This is a genomic window from Mycoplasma sp. 10961 (assembly GCF_055523525.1).
Window position 1 is genome coordinate 535,957 of record NZ_JBVFVD010000001.1, and the last position, 19,576, is coordinate 555,532.

The 19,576-nt window shown below is 27.9% G+C and carries 17 protein-coding genes; 6 read left to right on the forward strand and 11 right to left on the reverse strand.

All coding sequences use genetic code 4. The features are described from left to right. Positions 1–40: 40 nt before the first annotated feature. The 3 genes from AC0B4T_RS02245 to prfA form a co-directional block, all read right to left on the reverse strand. Positions 41–1,225, reverse strand: a complete 1,185-nt coding sequence (locus AC0B4T_RS02245; RefSeq protein WP_465102956.1) for an IS30 family transposase — start codon at positions 1,223–1,225, stop codon at positions 41–43. Positions 1,226–1,346: 121 nt separating this feature from the next. Beyond that, complete coding sequence (prmC, locus tag AC0B4T_RS02250; RefSeq protein WP_465102957.1) at positions 1,347–2,060, reverse strand: peptide chain release factor N(5)-glutamine methyltransferase; 714 nt, start codon at positions 2,058–2,060, stop codon at positions 1,347–1,349. Next, positions 2,060–3,139, reverse strand: a complete 1,080-nt coding sequence (gene prfA / locus AC0B4T_RS02255) for a peptide chain release factor 1 (protein ID WP_465102958.1) — start codon at positions 3,137–3,139, stop codon at positions 2,060–2,062. The genes prmC and prfA overlap by 1 nt, the downstream gene beginning before the upstream one ends. A 73-nt stretch (positions 3,140–3,212) precedes the next feature. Between prfA and AC0B4T_RS02260 the strand changes: the two genes are divergently transcribed. Together AC0B4T_RS02260 and AC0B4T_RS02265 are read left to right on the forward strand one after the other, a co-directional pair. Next, entirely contained in the window at positions 3,213–4,412 is a 1,200-nt protein-coding gene (locus tag AC0B4T_RS02260; RefSeq protein ID WP_465102959.1) for a restriction endonuclease subunit S, read from the forward strand. Further along, positions 4,409–5,008: a restriction endonuclease subunit S gene (locus AC0B4T_RS02265; RefSeq protein WP_465103277.1), complete on the forward strand. Its 600-nt coding sequence runs from the start codon at positions 4,409–4,411 to the stop codon at positions 5,006–5,008. Before AC0B4T_RS02260 ends, AC0B4T_RS02265 begins: the two co-directional genes overlap by 4 nt. Before the next feature lie 81 nt (positions 5,009–5,089). Here AC0B4T_RS02265 and AC0B4T_RS02270 read toward each other — a convergent pair whose 3' ends face one another. The 3 genes from AC0B4T_RS02270 to AC0B4T_RS02280 form a co-directional block, all read right to left on the reverse strand. After that, entirely contained in the window at positions 5,090–5,494 is a 405-nt protein-coding gene (locus AC0B4T_RS02270) for a hypothetical protein (protein ID WP_465102960.1), read from the reverse strand. A 2-nt stretch (positions 5,495–5,496) separates the two neighbouring features. Then, the gene (locus tag AC0B4T_RS02275) at positions 5,497–5,802 is read right to left on the reverse strand and encodes a hypothetical protein (RefSeq protein ID WP_465102961.1); all 306 of its coding nucleotides are present in this window, start codon (positions 5,800–5,802) and stop codon (positions 5,497–5,499) included. 75 nt (positions 5,803–5,877) lie between these two features. Continuing rightward, complete coding sequence (locus AC0B4T_RS02280; protein WP_465102962.1) at positions 5,878–7,569, reverse strand: S8 family serine peptidase; 1,692 nt, start codon at positions 7,567–7,569, stop codon at positions 5,878–5,880. A 73-nt stretch (positions 7,570–7,642) separates the two neighbouring features. On the opposite strand from AC0B4T_RS02280, the gene AC0B4T_RS02285 reads away from it, so the two are divergent. Beyond that, positions 7,643–8,827, forward strand: coding sequence for an IS30 family transposase (locus AC0B4T_RS02285; protein WP_465102963.1), 1,185 nt, complete (start codon positions 7,643–7,645; stop codon positions 8,825–8,827). Positions 8,828–8,962: 135 nt separating this feature from the next. Here AC0B4T_RS02285 and AC0B4T_RS02290 read toward each other — a convergent pair whose 3' ends face one another. After that, entirely contained in the window at positions 8,963–9,178 is a 216-nt protein-coding gene (locus AC0B4T_RS02290) for a hypothetical protein (protein WP_465102964.1), read from the reverse strand. A gap of 283 nt (positions 9,179–9,461) precedes the next feature. After that, positions 9,462–10,802, reverse strand: a complete 1,341-nt coding sequence (locus AC0B4T_RS02295; protein WP_465102965.1) for an MATE family Na+-driven efflux transporter — start codon at positions 10,800–10,802, stop codon at positions 9,462–9,464. Positions 10,803–11,213: 411 nt separating this feature from the next. Between AC0B4T_RS02295 and asnS the strand changes: the two genes are divergently transcribed. Then, positions 11,214–12,572, forward strand: a complete 1,359-nt coding sequence (asnS, locus tag AC0B4T_RS02300; protein ID WP_465102966.1) for an asparagine--tRNA ligase — start codon at positions 11,214–11,216, stop codon at positions 12,570–12,572. A 99-nt stretch (positions 12,573–12,671) separates the two neighbouring features. Here asnS and AC0B4T_RS02305 read toward each other — a convergent pair whose 3' ends face one another. Both AC0B4T_RS02305 and AC0B4T_RS02310 read right to left on the reverse strand, forming a co-directional pair. Then, complete coding sequence (locus tag AC0B4T_RS02305) at positions 12,672–13,487, reverse strand: hypothetical protein (RefSeq protein WP_465102967.1); 816 nt, start codon at positions 13,485–13,487, stop codon at positions 12,672–12,674. Further along, on the reverse strand, positions 13,474–15,546 hold the full coding sequence (locus AC0B4T_RS02310) for a S8 family serine peptidase (protein ID WP_465102968.1): 2,073 nt from the start codon (positions 15,544–15,546) through the stop codon (positions 13,474–13,476). The genes AC0B4T_RS02305 and AC0B4T_RS02310 overlap by 14 nt, the downstream gene beginning before the upstream one ends. Before the next feature lie 637 nt (positions 15,547–16,183). On the opposite strand from AC0B4T_RS02310, the gene AC0B4T_RS02315 reads away from it, so the two are divergent. Then, complete coding sequence (locus tag AC0B4T_RS02315; protein WP_465102969.1) at positions 16,184–17,632, forward strand: hypothetical protein; 1,449 nt, start codon at positions 16,184–16,186, stop codon at positions 17,630–17,632. A 159-nt stretch (positions 17,633–17,791) separates the two neighbouring features. Then, a complete protein-coding gene (locus tag AC0B4T_RS02320) occupies positions 17,792–18,361 on the forward strand; it encodes a hypothetical protein (RefSeq protein WP_465102970.1) in 570 nt (189 codons plus the stop codon). 56 nt (positions 18,362–18,417) lie between these two features. Here AC0B4T_RS02320 and AC0B4T_RS02325 read toward each other — a convergent pair whose 3' ends face one another. Beyond that, positions 18,418–19,566: an IS3 family transposase gene (locus tag AC0B4T_RS02325; protein ID WP_465102614.1), complete on the reverse strand. Its 1,149-nt coding sequence runs from the start codon at positions 19,564–19,566 to the stop codon at positions 18,418–18,420. Between the last annotated feature and the right edge of the window lie 10 nt (positions 19,567–19,576).

The window sequence follows — 19,576 nt, forward strand, 5'->3', positions numbered from 1 at the left end:
CCCCTTTGATTGCAATCAAAGGCGGGGGATTAAAAAAATTTTAGGTTATCTTATATTTCCGGACAACTTGCCGATAGTTATTTATTTTTTCCATCATATAATCAATTTCTTGCTGAGAGTATTTATCTAAGCTTTTTCCTTTGGGGATGTAATACCTAATTAAGCGGTGCATATTTTCTATTGAACCTTTTTGTCATGAACTATATGGTTGGCATTTAAATAATCTTTCAGTTGGAATAACCTGGTGCAATAAGACATTTTCACTACCGTTATCTACTGTTAAAGTTTTAATGTCTAAGTTGTGTTTCTTGATTAGTTTGACAAGTGTTTGTTTGATAGCTTTGGAGTTGCGTTTTGAGAGCATAGCATAAGACATTCTGGTTTGCCGTTCAATTATGGTCACAATACAATATGTATCATTGATTTTACCAATAACGGTGTCTAATTCAAAATGGCCGTGTTCAGAGCGATCATTAATATAAGCTGGACGTTTTGAAATTTCTGTAGCATATTTTAATGTTTTAGGTTTGGTTTGCTTCTTCTTCCTTATGCCATATTTGCCTTCAGATTTTTTAACAATATGGTCAAAATCAAGGAAATAAGGGTATTTTTTAATTATTTTATAAATTGTACTAGGTGAGGGAGCAAATTCATCAGGGGAGAATTTTTTAAAAGAATTCACAAGATAGGTAACTGATTTCTTAACTTCTTTTTGCTGCAAATTCTTTTTGTTTCTATTTTTATTGTATGTATTAAGCTCACTATACCAATATTTTCTGTAGGCCTTTCATTTCTCTTTAATTGAATCACTTACAAAAAAGAGTCGCGAAAATGAATAACCTAATAAATGTTCGTATAGCTTGCTAAAATTAAGGGTTTTAACCCGCATTACTCTTTTTGAACACTTAGGACAAACATAGCGATTTTGTTTATCTAAACTAAGTGCTCTGCGATTTGTAATAATTTGGATTTTGCTTTTTATACTTCGAATGTCTCTATCAAAAATCTTGGCTACTTCTTGGATTGAGAAGCCTTCAGAAAGTTCTTGTAAAATATTATAAAGTTGTTCTAGATCGATTTGATCTGATCGTAATTTTCGTTGTGTCCCAAGAGCTCCTTGCATTTTCAAGATAGTGTTGTAATTCTCTTCAATTTTAAAATGTTGATATTTATTTTCTTTTCGATATTTGTCAAAAACACAAATATATTTTTCTAAATTTTTCATATAATTTTAAGGTCTCCTTTATTTTTTTAAAATTTATTAATACAACTATTTTATTACAAGGCAGACAAAAACAATGTCACATGCAAAAAAACTTGCATGTGACATTTCCAATTAATAAATTTTAAAATTTCAATTTAACTATTCTAGGTAAATTTGCAATATCATTGATTATTTCAATATGGTATTTATTAGTTAACCTTACCCACCAATCATAATGTAACGGATTAATTTCAAAATAAATTAATCCGTTCTTAGTTAAATAATTAGGAGCTTGGTTAATAATCTTTTTATAAAATTCAAGGCCATCATCATTAGCAAATAATGCATTATGAGGCTCAAAATTTAAAACAGATTTATCAAGTTTTTCATCATGTGATAAATATGGTGGATTACAAACAATTAAATCAAAAAGGTTATTACTTAAATTTTTAAATAAATCACTTTGATAAATATTAACATGTAAATCATTTATTTGAGCATTAATTTTAGTTTGTTTAATTGCTTCAACTGAAATATCACTTAATGTAATATCCCATATTGGCCTAGCTTTTTTTAAAGCAAGGCCAATAAAACCTGATCCTGTACATAAATCAAGTACTTTTATATCTGAAGAACTAGTATGATCATTTAAAACTTGTAAAATAAGTTCTTCGGTTTCATAACGAGGGATTAAGACATTATGAGAAAGATCAATTTTAACATTTGCCATTTCAATATAACCAATAATTTTTTGAACTGGCATTCCTTTATTTAGTAATTCTTCTTCAAAAGAAGATATAGTTTGTTTTAGATTGTATCTTCTTTTTTCTAATAATAAATCTGTTTTAGTAGGCATTAAAAATTTGAATCCTGTAATTTTAAATTTTGTTCTTCGGTCAATAATGCTTCAATTATAGCATTAAGTTTGCCATTCATAATTGACGTTAATGAACTTGAGTAGCTGATACGGTGATCAGTGACACGATCTTGTGGGTAATTATATGTTCTAATTTTTTCACTACGAGCTCCAGAGCCAGCTAACTTACGGTAACCAGATTCTTCTGCTTGTTTTTTTTGTAATTCTAAATCATATAATTTAGATTTCAAAATCCGCAATGCAATTTCTTTATTTTGAATTTGGCTTTTACCTTCTTGACATGAAACAACTATTCCGCTTGGATAGTGAGTAATTCTTACAGCTGAATCAGTTGTGTTAACAGACTGCCCACCATTTCCACTTGAGCGAAACACATCAATCCTAATATCTTCAGTTTTAACTTGAATATCAATATCTTCATCAATTTCAGGCATAACAGTCACTGTTGCAGTAGAAGTATGAATTCTACCTTTAGTTTCTGTCACTGGAACCCTTTGCACCCTATGCACCCCAGATTCAAACTTTAATTTTGAATAAGGTTTTTCTCCTTTAATTGAAAAAGTAATTAATGTAAAACCTCCGGATTCAGCACTTGATGATTCTAAGATACCTATTTTCATATTATTTTGTGCAGCTCATTTTGAATACATTTTATAAAGATCACCAGCAAAAATATTTGCTTCATCGCCTCCAGCTGCTCCTCTTATTTCAACAATCACATCTTTTTCATCATTCTCATCTTTAGGTAAGATAAGAATTTTTAGTTCACTTGATAATTGTTTTAAACTAGCCTCATTTTCTTGAATTTCTAATTTTGCTAACTCAATTAAATCTGGATCTTTTTCTAAAGTTAATAATTCTTTAGCAGTTTTTAAATTTGATTCAGCATTTAAATAATTATTAAAAGTTTCTACAATATCACTAATTGAGTTAAGTTCTTTATTTATTTTATTATATTTTTTAATATCATTAATTACATCCGGGTTAACTAACTCAGATTTAAGTTGATCATATTTTTCTTTAATTTGTTGCAATGAACTATACATCTTTAATTCCATAGTGTTTTAATTTTACCATAATAAAGATTTATAAATTATGTTAAAATTAAATTATTATATATAAGGAAAGATTATGAATAGAATAGAAAACTTAATTAAAGAATTATGTCCTAATGGAGTTGAATATAAAAAACTTAGCGATGTTGCAATTGTAACAGCCGGAAATTCAGCACCACAAGATGGAAAATTCTTTATTAATGGAAAATATCCTTTTTGCCGTACTTCTGATGTTGGAAAAGCAAAGAAATCAGTTGATTTTTCAAATATTAGCGATTATTTGAATGAAAAGGGCATAAAAGGATTGAAACTTTTTCCAGCTGGATCAATTTTAATTCCTAAAAGCGGAGCATCAACTTTACTTAATAACAGAGTAAGGTTGGCCGTTGATTCTTATGTAGTTTCTCATTTAGCAGTTGTTATTCCAAATGATAAACTTATTAATAGTAGGTTTCTTTATTATTCTCTCGAAAGTTTTGACATGGCAACATTAGTCAATGATAAAAGTTATCCAACAGTTAAAAGCTCAACAATAGCCCATTCTATTCAGGTCCCTTTGCCGCCCCGCGCGATCCAGGATGAAATTGTGAAAATTCTTGATAATTTTACAGAACTTACCACAGAACTTACCACAGAACTTAAATACCGTAAGCAACAATATGAGTATTATCGCGATAAATTATTAACTTTTGATGATTCAAAAGTTAAGGTTGAGTATAAAACACTAAAAGAATTATGTTCAATAACAACAGGTAAATTAGACACAAAAGAAAAAGTTGAAGATGGATTATATCCATTTTATACATGTAATATTACTCCATATAAAATAGACAAATTTGCCTTTGATGACGCAGCAATAATAATTGCTGGTAGTGGCAGCCAGCTTGCTCATGTGCATTACTATAAAGGTAAGTTTAATGCTAATCAACGAACATATGTTTTACAAGGATTTAAAGATATTAATCCTTTATTCTTAATGCATTACTTAAAAACATATTTAAGAGATTATGTTTATAAATTTACAATTAATTCAGTAATACCTAATATAACTTTGCCAATTTTGCAAGGTTTTTCAATTCCACTTCCACCTCTTCCTGTTCAAAACCGCATTGCAGAAGTCTTAGACAACTTTGAAAAAATTTGTCATGATCTCAAAATTGGATTGCCTTCTGAAATATCTTTAAGACAAAAACAATATGAATATTATAGGGATCTCTTATTATCATTTAATATTAATGATATTGAGAGAGAGAGAGAGAGAATAATCCAGGATTAACCAAACTTTTTGAATATGTCTTTGGTTTTGAACTAGTTAGTTTTGGGTATGGGGTTAAATATAAGAAGCTTGGAGAATTAATTAATAATTTGTCTAAAGATACATTAAAGACTACTGATTTAATACCAAACGGAAAATACCCTGTTATAAACTCTGGTACATCTATTTATGGATATTATGATAAATTTAATAACAATGGTGATGCAATAACAGTTGCTTCAAGAGGTAATGCTGGATTTATACAATACATGGATCAAGACTTTTGGGCTGGTGGATTATGCTATCCTTTTAGAAGCAAAGATGATAATGAAATATTAACTAAATTTCTATATTATTACCTAAAAAATATTCAACAAAAAATTAGAGAAACATTAGTAAGTGAAGGATGTATGCCAGCACTAAATAAAAAGGATTTAGAGGATATTATTATTCCTATCCCTCCACTTCAAATTCAAAACAAAATTGTTGAAATATTAGATAATTTTTCGGTCTTAACAAATGATTTAACTAAAGGCTTACCAGCTGAAATATCTTTAAGACAAAAACAATATGAATATTATAGAGATAGGTTATTGAGTTTTGATAAAGTGAATTAAAACAAACATTTAAAAAAAGGAGACAGGGATTAAATATTTGGACAAATTCCAAATATTTAATCCCTGTCTATCAATTTATGTTTATTTTATTCAATCATATTTCATTTCGATGTTTAATGAATTAGAATCAGTTATATCTGTTTTATTAATAATAAAAAAGAAACTTCTATATCAATCGTTTGTCCCAATATCCGTATCTAGAAGATAATTATTTTCTTCTGGTATTCAGAAATATTTTTTCATATTATATTTTTCTATTCAATCTATTTCAAGCGTTTTTGTTGTTTCATTGTATGAATACTCTTTAATATCTCAACCTATTTTTCGGCGATCTCCACGAGCAGGCATGAATGGACTATTATAATTATTTAATAAAATTAGATCTTGAGTTTCAAAATTAACCTTATCTAATAATTCTTTAAATTTTTTAATAGTAACTTCTTGGTTTGGGTAAGGGTGAATTTCGCTGCTAACACTTAAAAACAAGTTTATAAAATCTTGCTTTGTTTAAAAATATATGTGCTATTTTTTAAATTATCTGATGAGTATATTAAAGGGCTAGATTCATTATTTATATCTAGTTTAATATGCTTATTGCTGTATTTATGTGGCTCATAATAATCATATTTACTTTGCATATTTAATAGCCGCGCTGGATCTTTTACGAATAAGGGAGGGTATGATCCTTCATTAGTTCAAAGTGTTTTTGTTTTATTTCAATAAGAACTACCACTAATTTCATTGTCTTTTGACCATTGATTATGTTCAACTCTATACCATGTATATAATGACACAGGGACTATTAAAACTACAGACCCTAGAAAGAGAAGTGGATATTTTATAATTTTTCTCATTTTTAAAGCCATAGTTTAATTTTGAGCCTTTGTGTATGTAATTGCCACCTCAACTGGGTTTGTGTTACTTGAAGATCTGTACGCTTCAAATCAATAAAATCCTGTGCTTGGAACAGTAAATTCTACAACTTCAATATTTTTATTTCAAGAATTTGAAGATGCAATAATATTACCATTTATATCTTTGATTCTAAAATCGATGTTAGTTTTATCGTTTGATCCATTATATAAGAATGCTAAAGAGGCACGAATTTTATCACCTTTAGATAAATATACTTGTCTTGAATTATTTCATGAATTATTGCTTTTATCAGTTTTAGGAAGAATTATTAAAGATTGTATAGCCTGTTCAATTTTTTGATAGTTTGGAATACCATATCCTGTCTCATTAGTATAAATTGAATTTATTCCCTGGGGCTTGCGTGAACCAGTTATTAGTGCTGATTTAAAGATAATTGAATCCGATCCTTGATCAAAATATGATTTATATTTTTGTTTTAACATTCCTGCAATAGTACTTATAACTGGTGCTGAAAAACTAGTCCCCTCATTATCATATCCAAGGTCAATTTTTTTACCATCAATTACAATTTGTGTTAGATCACTAAATCAATATTTTCCGCCTGGAGCAACAACAGAAACATAATTAAGATTATTACCAATTTGGCTATAATATGTTTTTCTTTCTAAATTATCAATATCAGTTGCGCCTACTACAATACTATTACGTGATAGGCCATTGCTAAATAATGTATCAACTCCTTCCCCATTTAAATTACCAGCTGCAACAACATTTATTAATTCTTTATTATTAAAGATTAGATCATCTAAATATTTAGACAACCAGTTGTACTTCACCATTTGTGGGTCAGCTTGCTTAGTTTTCCTTATGTAACCGTGTGCTCAACTATTATTAACAATATTTGTATGTCTTAATAAGAAATTCATTTCTCCAGAAATACCATTTCAATTAACAGCAACTTGAACAGAAACAATACCTAGCGTAGGCATAATACCATTTTTTCCTGCTATTAGTTCGGAAACTTGTGTTGAATGGCGTGTATGTTTTTCCTCGAAGAATCATTCATTACGTCATCAAATTCCATTTCCATACTTACGGTTTCATTCAAAAGTTGGGAAGTGACTTTCAACAACACCTGTTTCTAGGACACCAATACTTAACTTATTATTTATAAAACTATTAAAATGTCTTGTTCTTGTTTCTTTGTCCAGTCCAACTGAAGAAAATAGATTTTCATTTATATTTTCTTTTGCTCAATTTGAATGATAATATCTGTTATCATAAATACTTGTATCTTCAAGTGATAAATTGTTGTTTTGTAAAAATCCAGTTTTTAAATAATCTTCATAATAAATATTTGTATTAAAGTTGTATATTTTTCTGAATTCAATACTGTTCTTATCTAAAAATTCAACTGTGAACTTTAACAATTGCTCATCATCAATTTGTTTGTGGTGAGCTATAGATAACACACCTGTATATTGGTCATATTTAAACGGAAATTCATGATTAAAACTGTTTTTAAGTTTTTGTTTTAGTAAATCTAGATCTTTAAAATTAAAATTGGCAAAAATGTCCAAACGATTAACACCAAAATTTACGTTATTTGAATCAGAGGATAAACTAGCCGATTCAAATAATTTATTAATTGGAAATGTCACATGCAAGTTTTTTGCATGTGACATTGTTTTTGTCTGCCTTGTAATAAAATAGTTGTATTAATAAATTTTAAAAAATGGAAGGAGACTTTAAAATTATATGAAAAATTTAGAAAAATATATTTATGTTTTTGACAAATATCGAAAAGAAAATAAATATCAACATTTTAAAATTGAAGAGAATTACAACACTATCTTGAAAATGCAAGGAGCTCTTGAGTCGCATCGAAAATTACGATCAGATCAAATCGATCTAGAACAACTTTATAATATTTTACAAGAATTTTCTGAAGGCTTCTCAATCCAAGAAGTAGCCAAGATTTTTGATAGAGACATTCGAAGTATAAAAAGTAAAATCCGAATTATTACAAATCGCAGACCACTTAGTTTAGATAAACAAAATCGCTATGTTTGTCCTAAGTGCTCAAAAAGAGTAATGCGTGTTAAAACCCTTAATTTTTCAAAGCTATACGAACATTTATTAGGTTATTCATTTTCGCGACTCTTTTTTGTAAGTGATGCAATTAAAGAGAAATGAAAGGCCTACAGAAAATATTGGTATAGTGAGCTTAATACATACAATAAAAATAGAAATAAAAAGAATTTGCAGCAAAAAGAAGTTAAGAAATCAGTTACCTATCTTGTGAATTCTTTTAAAAAAATATCCCCTGATGAATTTGCTCCCTCACCTAGTACAATTTATAAAATAATCAAAAAATACCCTTATTTCCTTGAATTTGACCATATTGTTAAAAAATCTGAAGGAAAATATGGCATAAGGAAGAATAAGCAAACCAAACCTAAAACATTAAAATATGCAACAGAAATTTCAAAACCTCCAGCTTATATTAATGATCGCTCTGAACACGGCCATTTTGAATTAGACACCGTTATTGGTAAAATCAATGATACATATTGTATTGTGACCATAATTGAACGGCAAACCAGAATGTCTTATGCTATGCTCTCAAAACGCAACTCCAAAGCTACAAAACAAACTCTTATCAAACTAATCAAGAAACACAACTTAGAGATTAAAACTTTAACTGTTGATAATGGTAGTGAAAATGTCTTATTGCACCAGGTTATTCCAACCGAAAGATTATTTAAATGCCAACCATATAGTTCATGACAAAAAGGTTCAATAGAAAATATGCACCGCTTAATTAGGTATTACATTCCCAAAGGAAAAAGTCTAGATAAATACTCTCAGCAAGAAATTGATTATATGATGGATAAAATAAATAACTATCGGCAAGTTGTAAGGCAATATAAGATAACCTAAAAACTTTTTTAATCCCCCGCCTTTGATTGCAATCAAAGGAGCCTTACTTTTGACAAAAGTAAGCAAAACCGCCGAGAAAACACTGCCGTGTTTTCTGTTTTCGCATACATTTTTTATGTAAAATTTATGTTAAAATTAAAAGACAATTATTTTGTTAATATCTCGCAAGTGACTTTTCCAAAAAACAGATTCAAATAAATTATTTTTAATATTGACATTTTCTATTTTTTGTGATATAGTTTTACTCAATCCATTTTCATAATCTGCAAGAACTGGAGTATTAAATATTGTAATGATCGGTCCAATAGTTAAAGATATTAATAATGGTTTTTTAAATTTATATCATTTCATAATTATTTCCTTTGGTTTTTTATGATTTAAATAATTTATCTATTAATTTGTACATAAGTCGCTAGATATACTTATCTTGCCTATTATTATATCATTGATTTTTTCGTTTACAAAAATCTTTCAATAAGCAAATGTAAAATATTCAAGATAGAACAAAAACAATAAATAGCAATAACTACATGTTAGTTATTGCTATTTTCTTTTGCAAAGTTTAATAATTTAACCCTGTAATATTAACTATATTTTTGTCTTAATTATTTCCATGTGCTTATTTTATAAGTATTTAATTTGAATTATTATTTTGAACATCTAAAATATTTGTTTTAGATTTTTTCAATAAAAATCAATAAGCCCCTAGTGAAACAACTGTATCAAAGGCATTACCAACACCAAATAAAATAGCAATGCCGATTAATGAAGGTTCTCACACACCTGTTACATACAAGATAAAAGCAATACCATAATAAATAGAGTTAGTTACAACTGATTCAAATAACATATAATGAGTTTTTCCTAAACCGTAAAATGTGGCATCAACAACATTTTGGATTGCAAACAATAAATAGAAAACAAATAAAACCATTACTAGTTCAAATAGTTTATCTACTTCGCTAAAGTTTAAAACATATTTCATGAATGGTTTATAAGCAGGTATCAAAATAATTCAAATAAGCATTGTAATACCAGTAATTGCAAAATATCCTAAGGTATTATTTTTAACAGCATTTTTGTTTGTTGAAGTTTCTTGTTTAATTAATTCACCTAGTTGCAAAATTGGTAGTAGCATTCATCCTCAAATAAAGTTATTAGCAACCCAATAAGTTCCTTGTTCATTGACAACATTTACCATTCTAGCAATCATAATCATATATGCTAAATTTCTAACAAATGATTCAAATCCTGAAATCCCACCAATTTTTGCAAATTCTTTTGCTCATTTAAAGTCCATTTTATCTTTGTTGAAAATATTAACACCATTTTTGGCAAGTAAGAATAATCCTGTTACTAATAATATTGCATTGACAATAATATTTGTAACCCCTATTCCGTTAACTCCCATATTGGCCGAAAGAGATAAACTAGAAACTAAGAATAAATCTAGTATTACAGATAAAACTAATTTTACTGCAGTTAAAAGATAAACTAATTTGCTTTTACCTAAAATGACTAAACCAACCAAAACAAATTGGAATAACACACCAAAAATATTCGCTACTGCTTCAATTCTTATATATTGTGCGCTAGCATCAATAATTGATTCATTTGTCGCCATAACTTTAAGTAAGGGATTAGCACCACCTATTACAATTAATGATAAAATACTATAGATTCCAAAAGTTAGTAGCAGTCCAGTTTTCATGCGATTTGTAAAATCCTTTTTGTTAGATAAAACATTACCTACAAAATAAAATAACGGCAAAATAATCGCTTCATTTATAACTTCATAAATTAAATTAACTCAAGATAATTGCCCTGCAATACTATATGATCATTCGCCAGGTAAGTTACCTAGTCAAAATACTCTTAAAGTAGTATAAATTATCGGTGCTAAACCAGTAACCAATAAAGCAAGAAATAATTTGTAATTAATATTTTTTAATGATATTTTTAATTTAGTAAGCATCTTTATATCCTCCTTTTAAATATTTATATTTTTAGTTTTAAGAGTCTGCCCCCCCCTATTAATAAAAATCTTTTTATTAATAGGGGGGGGCAGATATTTATAAAATTTAAGTTTTCTTGTCTTAGTATTATAACATATTCCAGCTAAAAATCTATTTTTTGGTTAAAAAGAACATAGTGCATCATTAATCAACTCTAACAATTTATAAATTATTTAAAATTTATTTTCTATTTACTTTCATTGCTATATTTGTCAAGATTTAATATGCCAAAACCAAAATCATTAACCATAATTAAATTTTACCATCCAAAAACACACTTTTAATTATCATTTATTCACAATAAAAATTAATATAAAAGTGTTATAATATAAAAACACTTAGAAATATAAATAAATTATTAAGGAGTATTCATGATTGATTCAATTAAATCATTTTTATTAAAACCAGTTTTTTATGATGGTTGAACTAATGTTGAAGTAAAAGGATGAATTTCATCAAACCGAGGAAACAAAAAAATACGTTTCCTAGAAGTTAATGATGGTTCAACTATTGAAAATTTACAAGTAGTTTTTAAAAGTCAAAATTTTGATTTCAACATACTTGATTCATTACGACCTGGAGCTGCTGTTATAATTGAAGGAACTTTAAATGCAACGCCAAATTCTCCACAACCAATTGAATTACTCGCCAGTGAATTGGTGGCATATAAAAATGTTGATGAAGATTATCCAATTCAAAACCAAGAAATTAAACTTGAAACCTTAAGGGATCTGCCACACTTAAGACACCGTACATCACTTTTGAGATGTGTTATGCTCATTCGCTCTACTTTAGCTCACGAAGTCCATAAATATTTTATAAACAAAGAATTTCATTATTTAACAAGTCCTATTATTACAAGCAATGATGGCGAAGGAGCTGGCGAAACATTTAATGTTTCTGATACATCTAGTCTTGAGCCGTTTTTTGGAAAAAATAAAAAAGCAACTTTAGGAGTGACAGGTCAATTACACGGGGAAAGTTATGCTTTAGGAATGCAAAAAATTTATACTTTTGGACCTACCTTTAGAGCCGAAAGATCTAACACTAAAAAACATTTAGCTGAATTTTGAATGATAGAACCTGAAATGGCTTTTTATGATTTAAATGATAACATTGCTTTAGCTGATGATATGCTTAAAGTAATTATTAGAAATACTTTAAGCAAACATAAAAAAGAATTTAGTTTCCTAGATTCATTACACGAAGGATTATTGGATCGTTTAAATCAATTTATTGAAACACCAATTCAAATCGTAGATTATCAAGATGCTATAAGTAAACTTGCTGAAGTTAAAGATATTTTTGAAAATAAAGATATTAAATATGGACTGGATTTAGCTACTGAACACGAAAGATATTTAACTGAAAAAATTTATAACAGACCGATTGCTGTTATAAATTTCCCAAAAGATTTTAAGGCATTTTACATGAAGCAAAATGATGATAATAAATCAGTGGCTTCTTTTGACTTATTAGTGCCAGGTATTGGAGAATTAATAGGAGGAAGCCAGAGAGAATGCGATTATGATAAAATTGTGCAACGAGTAAATGAATTAAATATTGATCAAGAAGATTTACAATGATATTTAGATCTTCGTAGATATGGTCATATCATGTCATCAGGTTTTGGGGTAGGTTTTGAAAGATTAGTAATGTATGTCACAGGAATTGAAAATATTAGAGATGTAATACCATACCCAAGAACAACTGGAAATATTAGAATGTAAAAAGATACCACTGTAATGTTAGATACAGTGGTATTTATTTATTATTAATAGTTAAATTTTATTTCAATAAGAAATTAATCAGCATATATTTTAGAGAATTTATAAATAGTATTTTGCAAAGACATTATTATATCACTTAACAAATCGATCTCTATAATTTTGAGCTGATTCATCTATATCTCTATTTATACCATTATATTTTGGTGTAAACCCTTTTTTAACTAAAAAGACTTCTCAAACATAATCTGGTGATGGAATATATGCAGCAGGCGGTTGTAAAAGACGAGGATCAATGCTTTCATAAGAACCAATTCAATTTATGGTTACTTCATTATTTTCATAAATCGGAATTATAAAGCCACCATTTGGTGATTGTTTTGAACTTCTATATTTTATAAAAATATCATGATCTTCTAAAAGAGTATAAACATCTTGGTTATTTAAATATAATTCTTCAAATAGTTTTTTGATTTTTGAATTTTCATTATATTCACTATTATTATTTAATTCTTTAAACTTATTTATAATATGAGTGTCAAATTCATCTTTTGTTTTAACTTTTATTATACTACCCTCAATATATTCATGATAATTATGATTAGGATAATTACGGAAAAAACCTGTATTAAATGTATCTGATCCTTTTTGCCTATACTCGTCTTTTACTCTTTTTTCTTCTTCTGACACTCATTCTTTTGGAGCAAAAATAGCTGTTTTAGTAATATTTTCATAGATTGGATAAATCACATCATACATTTTTTTAACTTCATTTTCATAATATTCGTCAGGTTTGTCAAGTATAATTCTCGGTGCAATAGGCTCTTTTCCAACAGGCGGTTTTTCATTACATGAAAATATAGTTATAGACAATACTAAAGAAATAAGACCAATTAACGATTTTTTAATTATTTTCATCATTTTTAACCACGTGAGTAATTGCTATTAAATCTTCAACAGAATTACTAAAGTCATATTTCTCATACTTTTTAATTCTATATCTATATGTTCCTGATGAAGTTGCTTTATATTCTAATAATTCATCATTACTTAGAGCTGATTGAATCATCTTCACAACAACCCATTTCCCATTTGATTCCTTTTTTTCTAAATATAAGTCATAATCAGAAAATCAATTGTTGTTTTGACGTTTTATTGCCTCAGATTGAGTCAAACGAATCTCAGATTTATGAGTTAAGTCTCACATTTTACCCTCTGCTATTGTTTTTTGTTTTTCTAATTCTTGGCTTTTTCTACGTGATGGAGAAAAGAAATTTAAAAATGAATTTCACCAACTTGTATTTTCTTTATACTCTGGCCTAACTTCAGATTGATTTAAAAGACCAGCATTAAACATTCAAGAACTAGATATTTTTATCGTTTGATTCTTTTTTAAATTTATTTCTTTACTTAAAAATACAAAACCACTATCATTAGTTGGATGAATTTTTAGTGTTGAATAGTTGTTAGCTGCTTCTAACATTGTTTTAAAATCTACTGTTCCAGCACCATATTTTTGTTCATAACCACTTGACTTATAGGTTAAATTATCGTGATTTGGACTAACAGCAGATGCAGATAAAATTGCTTTTACAATAGGAACTCTAAATTCACTATCCCTAATATCCGATCTATATTTAAATAAGTTTGAGATTAAACCAGTTACGACAGGCGCAGCATAACTTGTTCCACGAGAATAATTGTTTCTGTTATAAACAGGATTATAAAAATGTGCTGGAGCAACAACTAAAGGCTTTGATATATTTTCAAATTCTGGTAATAATTTGTAATTAGAATAATCTGCAATTATATTTTGTTTTTGATATTCTTTAGATGATCAATCTGATAAAGCACCAACAACTATTGAATTGAATGATAGTCGTTTATGTGTTATTAAATGATAATCTTTATTTCCCTCATTACCAGCTGCAAATACATTTATTACACCATACTTAGGAGATATATGATCAAGGAAATATGAATTTTCATGGTAACCCTTTTTATAGTTGTTACTTTCATAAGTTTCACCATTTTTTTCGTAATACCTTATAAGACCATAACTATGATTAATTAATTTTATTCCATCTTTTTTTACCATTTTTTCAATTGTAGACATTCAATGGCTATCTGTTTGGTTTGTTGTATATAAATATATTTTAGATGATCGGTCTATTCCATATTGTCCACCTGCAACAAGTGATACCATTGTTGAATGAGTTTCATAACCTGGTCATATTCTTTCGTTTATATCGTTTATCTTAATACCATTTCTAAAATATTTTTGATAGTTTTTATCAAAGGGATGAGCCCATGTTTCTAATATTCCTATTTTATTTACATATGGATTATCTAAATAGTTTGTAACATTTACAAGATCTATATTTTTGTTCATATGTTGCACATAATTTTGAAAATTAAAATTTATTCCATAACGACCATAATTACTTACTTGTCCACTTTGTGTATACATATTTTTAATCTTATTTGTGGAACTCGGGGTTATGTATCCTTGTGGAATTGTATTTGTATTTTCAAATATAATGAACTTATAAATTTCGTTTCAGTTTTTTATTTTATTAACAAATTTTTTTCTATCTTCTTCTTTTTCAAAATAAAATCAGACAATTGGCATCATTGTTAGTTTTTCAAATGATTTATAAACTAAATTGCTTTCAGTAACTTTATTTATAAAATCATCATTGAATTTACTTAAAAATTCTTCATTCTCATTTTCAAAGCCTGGATTTAATAATAATTTAAGTTCAAAATTATTATCAACAGGCAAAGAAAACGTTTCATTATTTTGATTAAATGCGATAGTCGCTCCCTGTCCCCTGACCTCAAACTTATCATTATTAAGATTTTTGTATCATATTGTATCTGGAGTGAACTGCTTTGCGACTGGGGTAGCAAAAAATGTTACTAAAGCACTTGTGCTAATTAATGTTAAAACAGAAATTTTTAGTTTCTTTTTCATAATTGTCTCCTTAAGTTTTGTAAGCAAAATTTGTGTTTAATATTTTTTTTGAGTAGAAATTGTTTAGAAATGTATAATGCTCGTTCCTTATTTCTAAACTTATAAATATTGGGTATTTTATCTATACCTAACAAAATTTTAGCATTAAAAAAGTTAAAAACAAATATTTTCAGTTTTTATCATAATTTCCACACTTTTCCAGGTTCCTTATATAAAATACTTATAGATATTAAGATAGTCTAATATAATAAAATTTAGAATACTTAGAACTATTTCTAAATTTTTTAAACTATGTGGGATTAATATTCACATAGTTTTTTTTGTAAAGTATAAAAATTCTTTTCATCGAGCTATATTGAAAAGTAAATAATAATATCAAGAATTGGAAATAACATTGTCAAAGCATTAGATTTGGATAAGTCAAATGGTATAGTTAGGGATGGTAAAATAGTCCGAATAAATTCCCAAGTTTATTATTTTTACTATATTCTTTTCTTTTTAAACGTACAAGTTTTTTAACTTTCTTCATATATATATATATATATATTAAAATTAAAGTAGATTAACAAATCTATTAATTTGATTTTAGACAAATTAATTATTATATAAATATATTTATATGAAAGGAAGATACGTTATGAAATTACGTAAATTTTTATTAGTAACAACTAACTTAGTTACTATTTCCACAATTACTGCTGTTTCGTGTGCAGCGCCCAAGCCCCAAAAAAGACAATTTACTATTCAAAATGTTAGTGCAATTACAGTGACTCAAACTAGTGCTCAATTCACCGCTAAAATTACTGGTCTACAAGGAACAGACCAACTTAATGTAAAAGTTAATGATACAGTTCATAATTTTATAGTTTCAAGTTTAAGCAAACCAGCTGATAATGAATATAAAATTACTATTAGTGGATTAACAAAAGGAACTACATATTTATTAGATACCATTAAGGTAAACAATGACACATTATTTAATGTCAAACGTCCATTTACAACATTAAACGATGTGTCAACCCAAAACCCACCTATTGAAAATAGAGAACAAGAAGAGCCAGTAAATCCTAATCCACCAAGAGAAGAAAATGAACCATCGAATCCAGGAACTAATAAACCTGCTCCAAAAGACCCAACTAATAGCACCCTACAACCTCCTAAGACAGAACCAAAGGAGCCAAGTACTGGTAATGATGCCCAACAACCTCCTAAGACAGAACCAAACCCTACTCCAGTTCCTAAAGATCCAACTACAGAGCAAGGTAATAGTGATAACACCCAAGAAACTCCAAGAGAAGAAAATACACCATCTAACCCAGGGACCAATGACCCATCTCCAAAAGAACCAGCAACAGAAGAACCTGAAACTGGTGTAAAACAACCAGATGAAGAAAAACCAAACAATGGCACTGATAATGGTTCAAGCGGTGCAGATGATTCAAGAGATAATACCCAACCAGGGCACGATCCTGCTCCTAATCAACCAGTAGAGAAACCAATTCAAGGCAATGATGATCAAGAAACAGATACAGGAACAATAACTACGGAAGAAGATACTAAATCTCAGCCTACTGATAATCTAGAAAGCACTAACCGTAATCAACCTTCTGACCAAAAAACTACCGAAACACCGGGGCAAGATCCAAGTAGTTCAACAGATGGAGATACATCAAAAGATAATTCTAACTCTGCAAAAGAAGAAGAACCTAAGGACGAATTAAAAAATTCGAAAGCAAGTGCTAGCATATTACAAATAATAGTAGAACCAAGTGGCCCTTCATGAGATCCTAGTCGAAAATATATTAGAATAGCAGTAAGAACTACTAAAGAAGTATATGAAAAAATAAAATCAAAAACTATTACTCATGAAGTATATTTAAAAAGTGCAAGAATTTATACAAATGACTCAACAGCGCCAGCAAATATCCAATATTGGCGTAATATAGGTGAAAACGAAGTCGATTTTATTATTAATGCACCAAATCCATGACATAAAGGAGCTTATACCATAACTAGTCTTTTTGTTGCTGGAGAGGAAACTTACGACTTACTCCAAGGACAAACAAAAGATTTTACTATTAATTAAATTTTATAAATAAAATAACTAATTAAATATAACTATAAAATTATTAATTGGAAATGTCACATGCAAGATTTTTTGCATGTGACATTGTTTTTGTCTGCCTTGTAATAAAATAGTTGTATTAATAAATTTTAAAAAAATGAAAGGAGACTTTAAAATTATATGAAAAATTTAGAAAAATATATTTGTGTTTTTGACAAATATCGAAAAGAAAATAAATATCAACATTTTAAAATCGAAGAGAATTACAACACTATCTTGAAAATGCAAGGAGCTCTTGAGTCGCATCGAAAATTACGATCAGATCAAATCGATCTAGAACAACTTTATAATATTTTACAAGAACTTTCTGAAGGATTCTCAATCCAAGAAGTAGCCAAGATTTTTGATAGAGACATTCGAAGTATAAAAAGTAAAATCCGAATTATTACAAATCGCAAACCACTTAGTTTAGATAAACAAAATCGCTATGTTTGTCCTAAGTGTTCAAAAAGAGTAATGTGGGTTAAAACCCTTAATTTTACTAAACTATACGAACATTTATTAGGTTATTCATTTTCGCGACTCTTTTTTGTAAGTGATGCAATTAAAGAGAAATGAAAGGCCTACAGAAAATATTGGTATAGTGAGCTTAATACATACAATAAAAATAGAAATAAAAAGAATTTGCAGCAAAAAGAAGTTAAGAAATCAGTTACCTATAAACTGGGAAATTTTTTTCGGACGGTTTAACCTTCCCCAACCATACCATTTGGCTAAGCCAAACGGAATGCTTTGGGAAGGTTTTTTTATCTTATTCTTTTATAATTATATCAGTTTATAAATTCTTTGATTTTTTGTGATAATTCAATAAAAGTAAGTTTTTTACAGGTTTGATCAAAATTTGGGAAAATTTCACTTTTAAGAATTGAAAAGAAATACTCAATTTCACGATTGTCAAGACTATTACCAATTCTTGACATTGATATTTTACCTTTTAGTGATTTTATTTTTTTAGTATATTCGACCGACGAATAAGCAGTTCCATGGTCAGAATGTAAAATAAAATTATTTTTGAATTTTGTATTACTGATATTATTCAAAATTAGTTCAGTATCATTTCTAAGTGATAATTCATAGGTCACAAACTTAGTTTTATGATCAATAATTGCAGATAAATAAATATGATTTTGTTCAATATCTTTTGGTGCTGGTATGTAGGTCACGTCTGTTGCATATATATTATTGTTACGTGAATTATAATCTCTTTTTACTAAATCAGGTATTTTAATACTAGTATTTTTAGATTCCTTGGTTTTACGTTTTTGTCTAACAAATGTTTTCAAATTAAGCTTTTTCATATAATTTCCTAGGGTTCTAGGATTTATTTGAATATTATATTCTTGGAAAATATATTTAGCAAGTCTCCTTCGTCCATACCTTTCTTTATTTTCGACAAAACTTTGAAAAATTATTTCTTTGTGTTTAACCTTTAGTTCTTTAGTCTTGTTGTTATCTTTCAATTTCTCGTAATATGTAGATCTTGAAACACATATCATTTTAGATTTTTTAGTATGTGAAAGATTCTTGATTTTCTTTATCTTTGAGATATCTGCATCAATATTATTTTCATTAAAAATTCGATAGTAGTATTTTATAACTGCATCTTTTTCATCATCTTTAAGAGTATCAATTCATGTATAATCGAGAACTTTCTTTTTCTTTCTCCCAACACCTTTATCTTTCTTAGGTGATTTACCGCTTTGTGATTCTATGTTCATATTTAAATTATACAGTTTTCTTTTCTTTAACATATTTCTCATTGATTCTTTATTTCAGTATACTTTTCTGATATCAAAACAGAAATTATCAAATTCTGCCTTCGTTATTCCCAGGTTCAAATATTTATCGTATAAGTCAAAAATTTTGATTCATTCTTTAGTCTTTAAATGCCTCATAACTACCTCT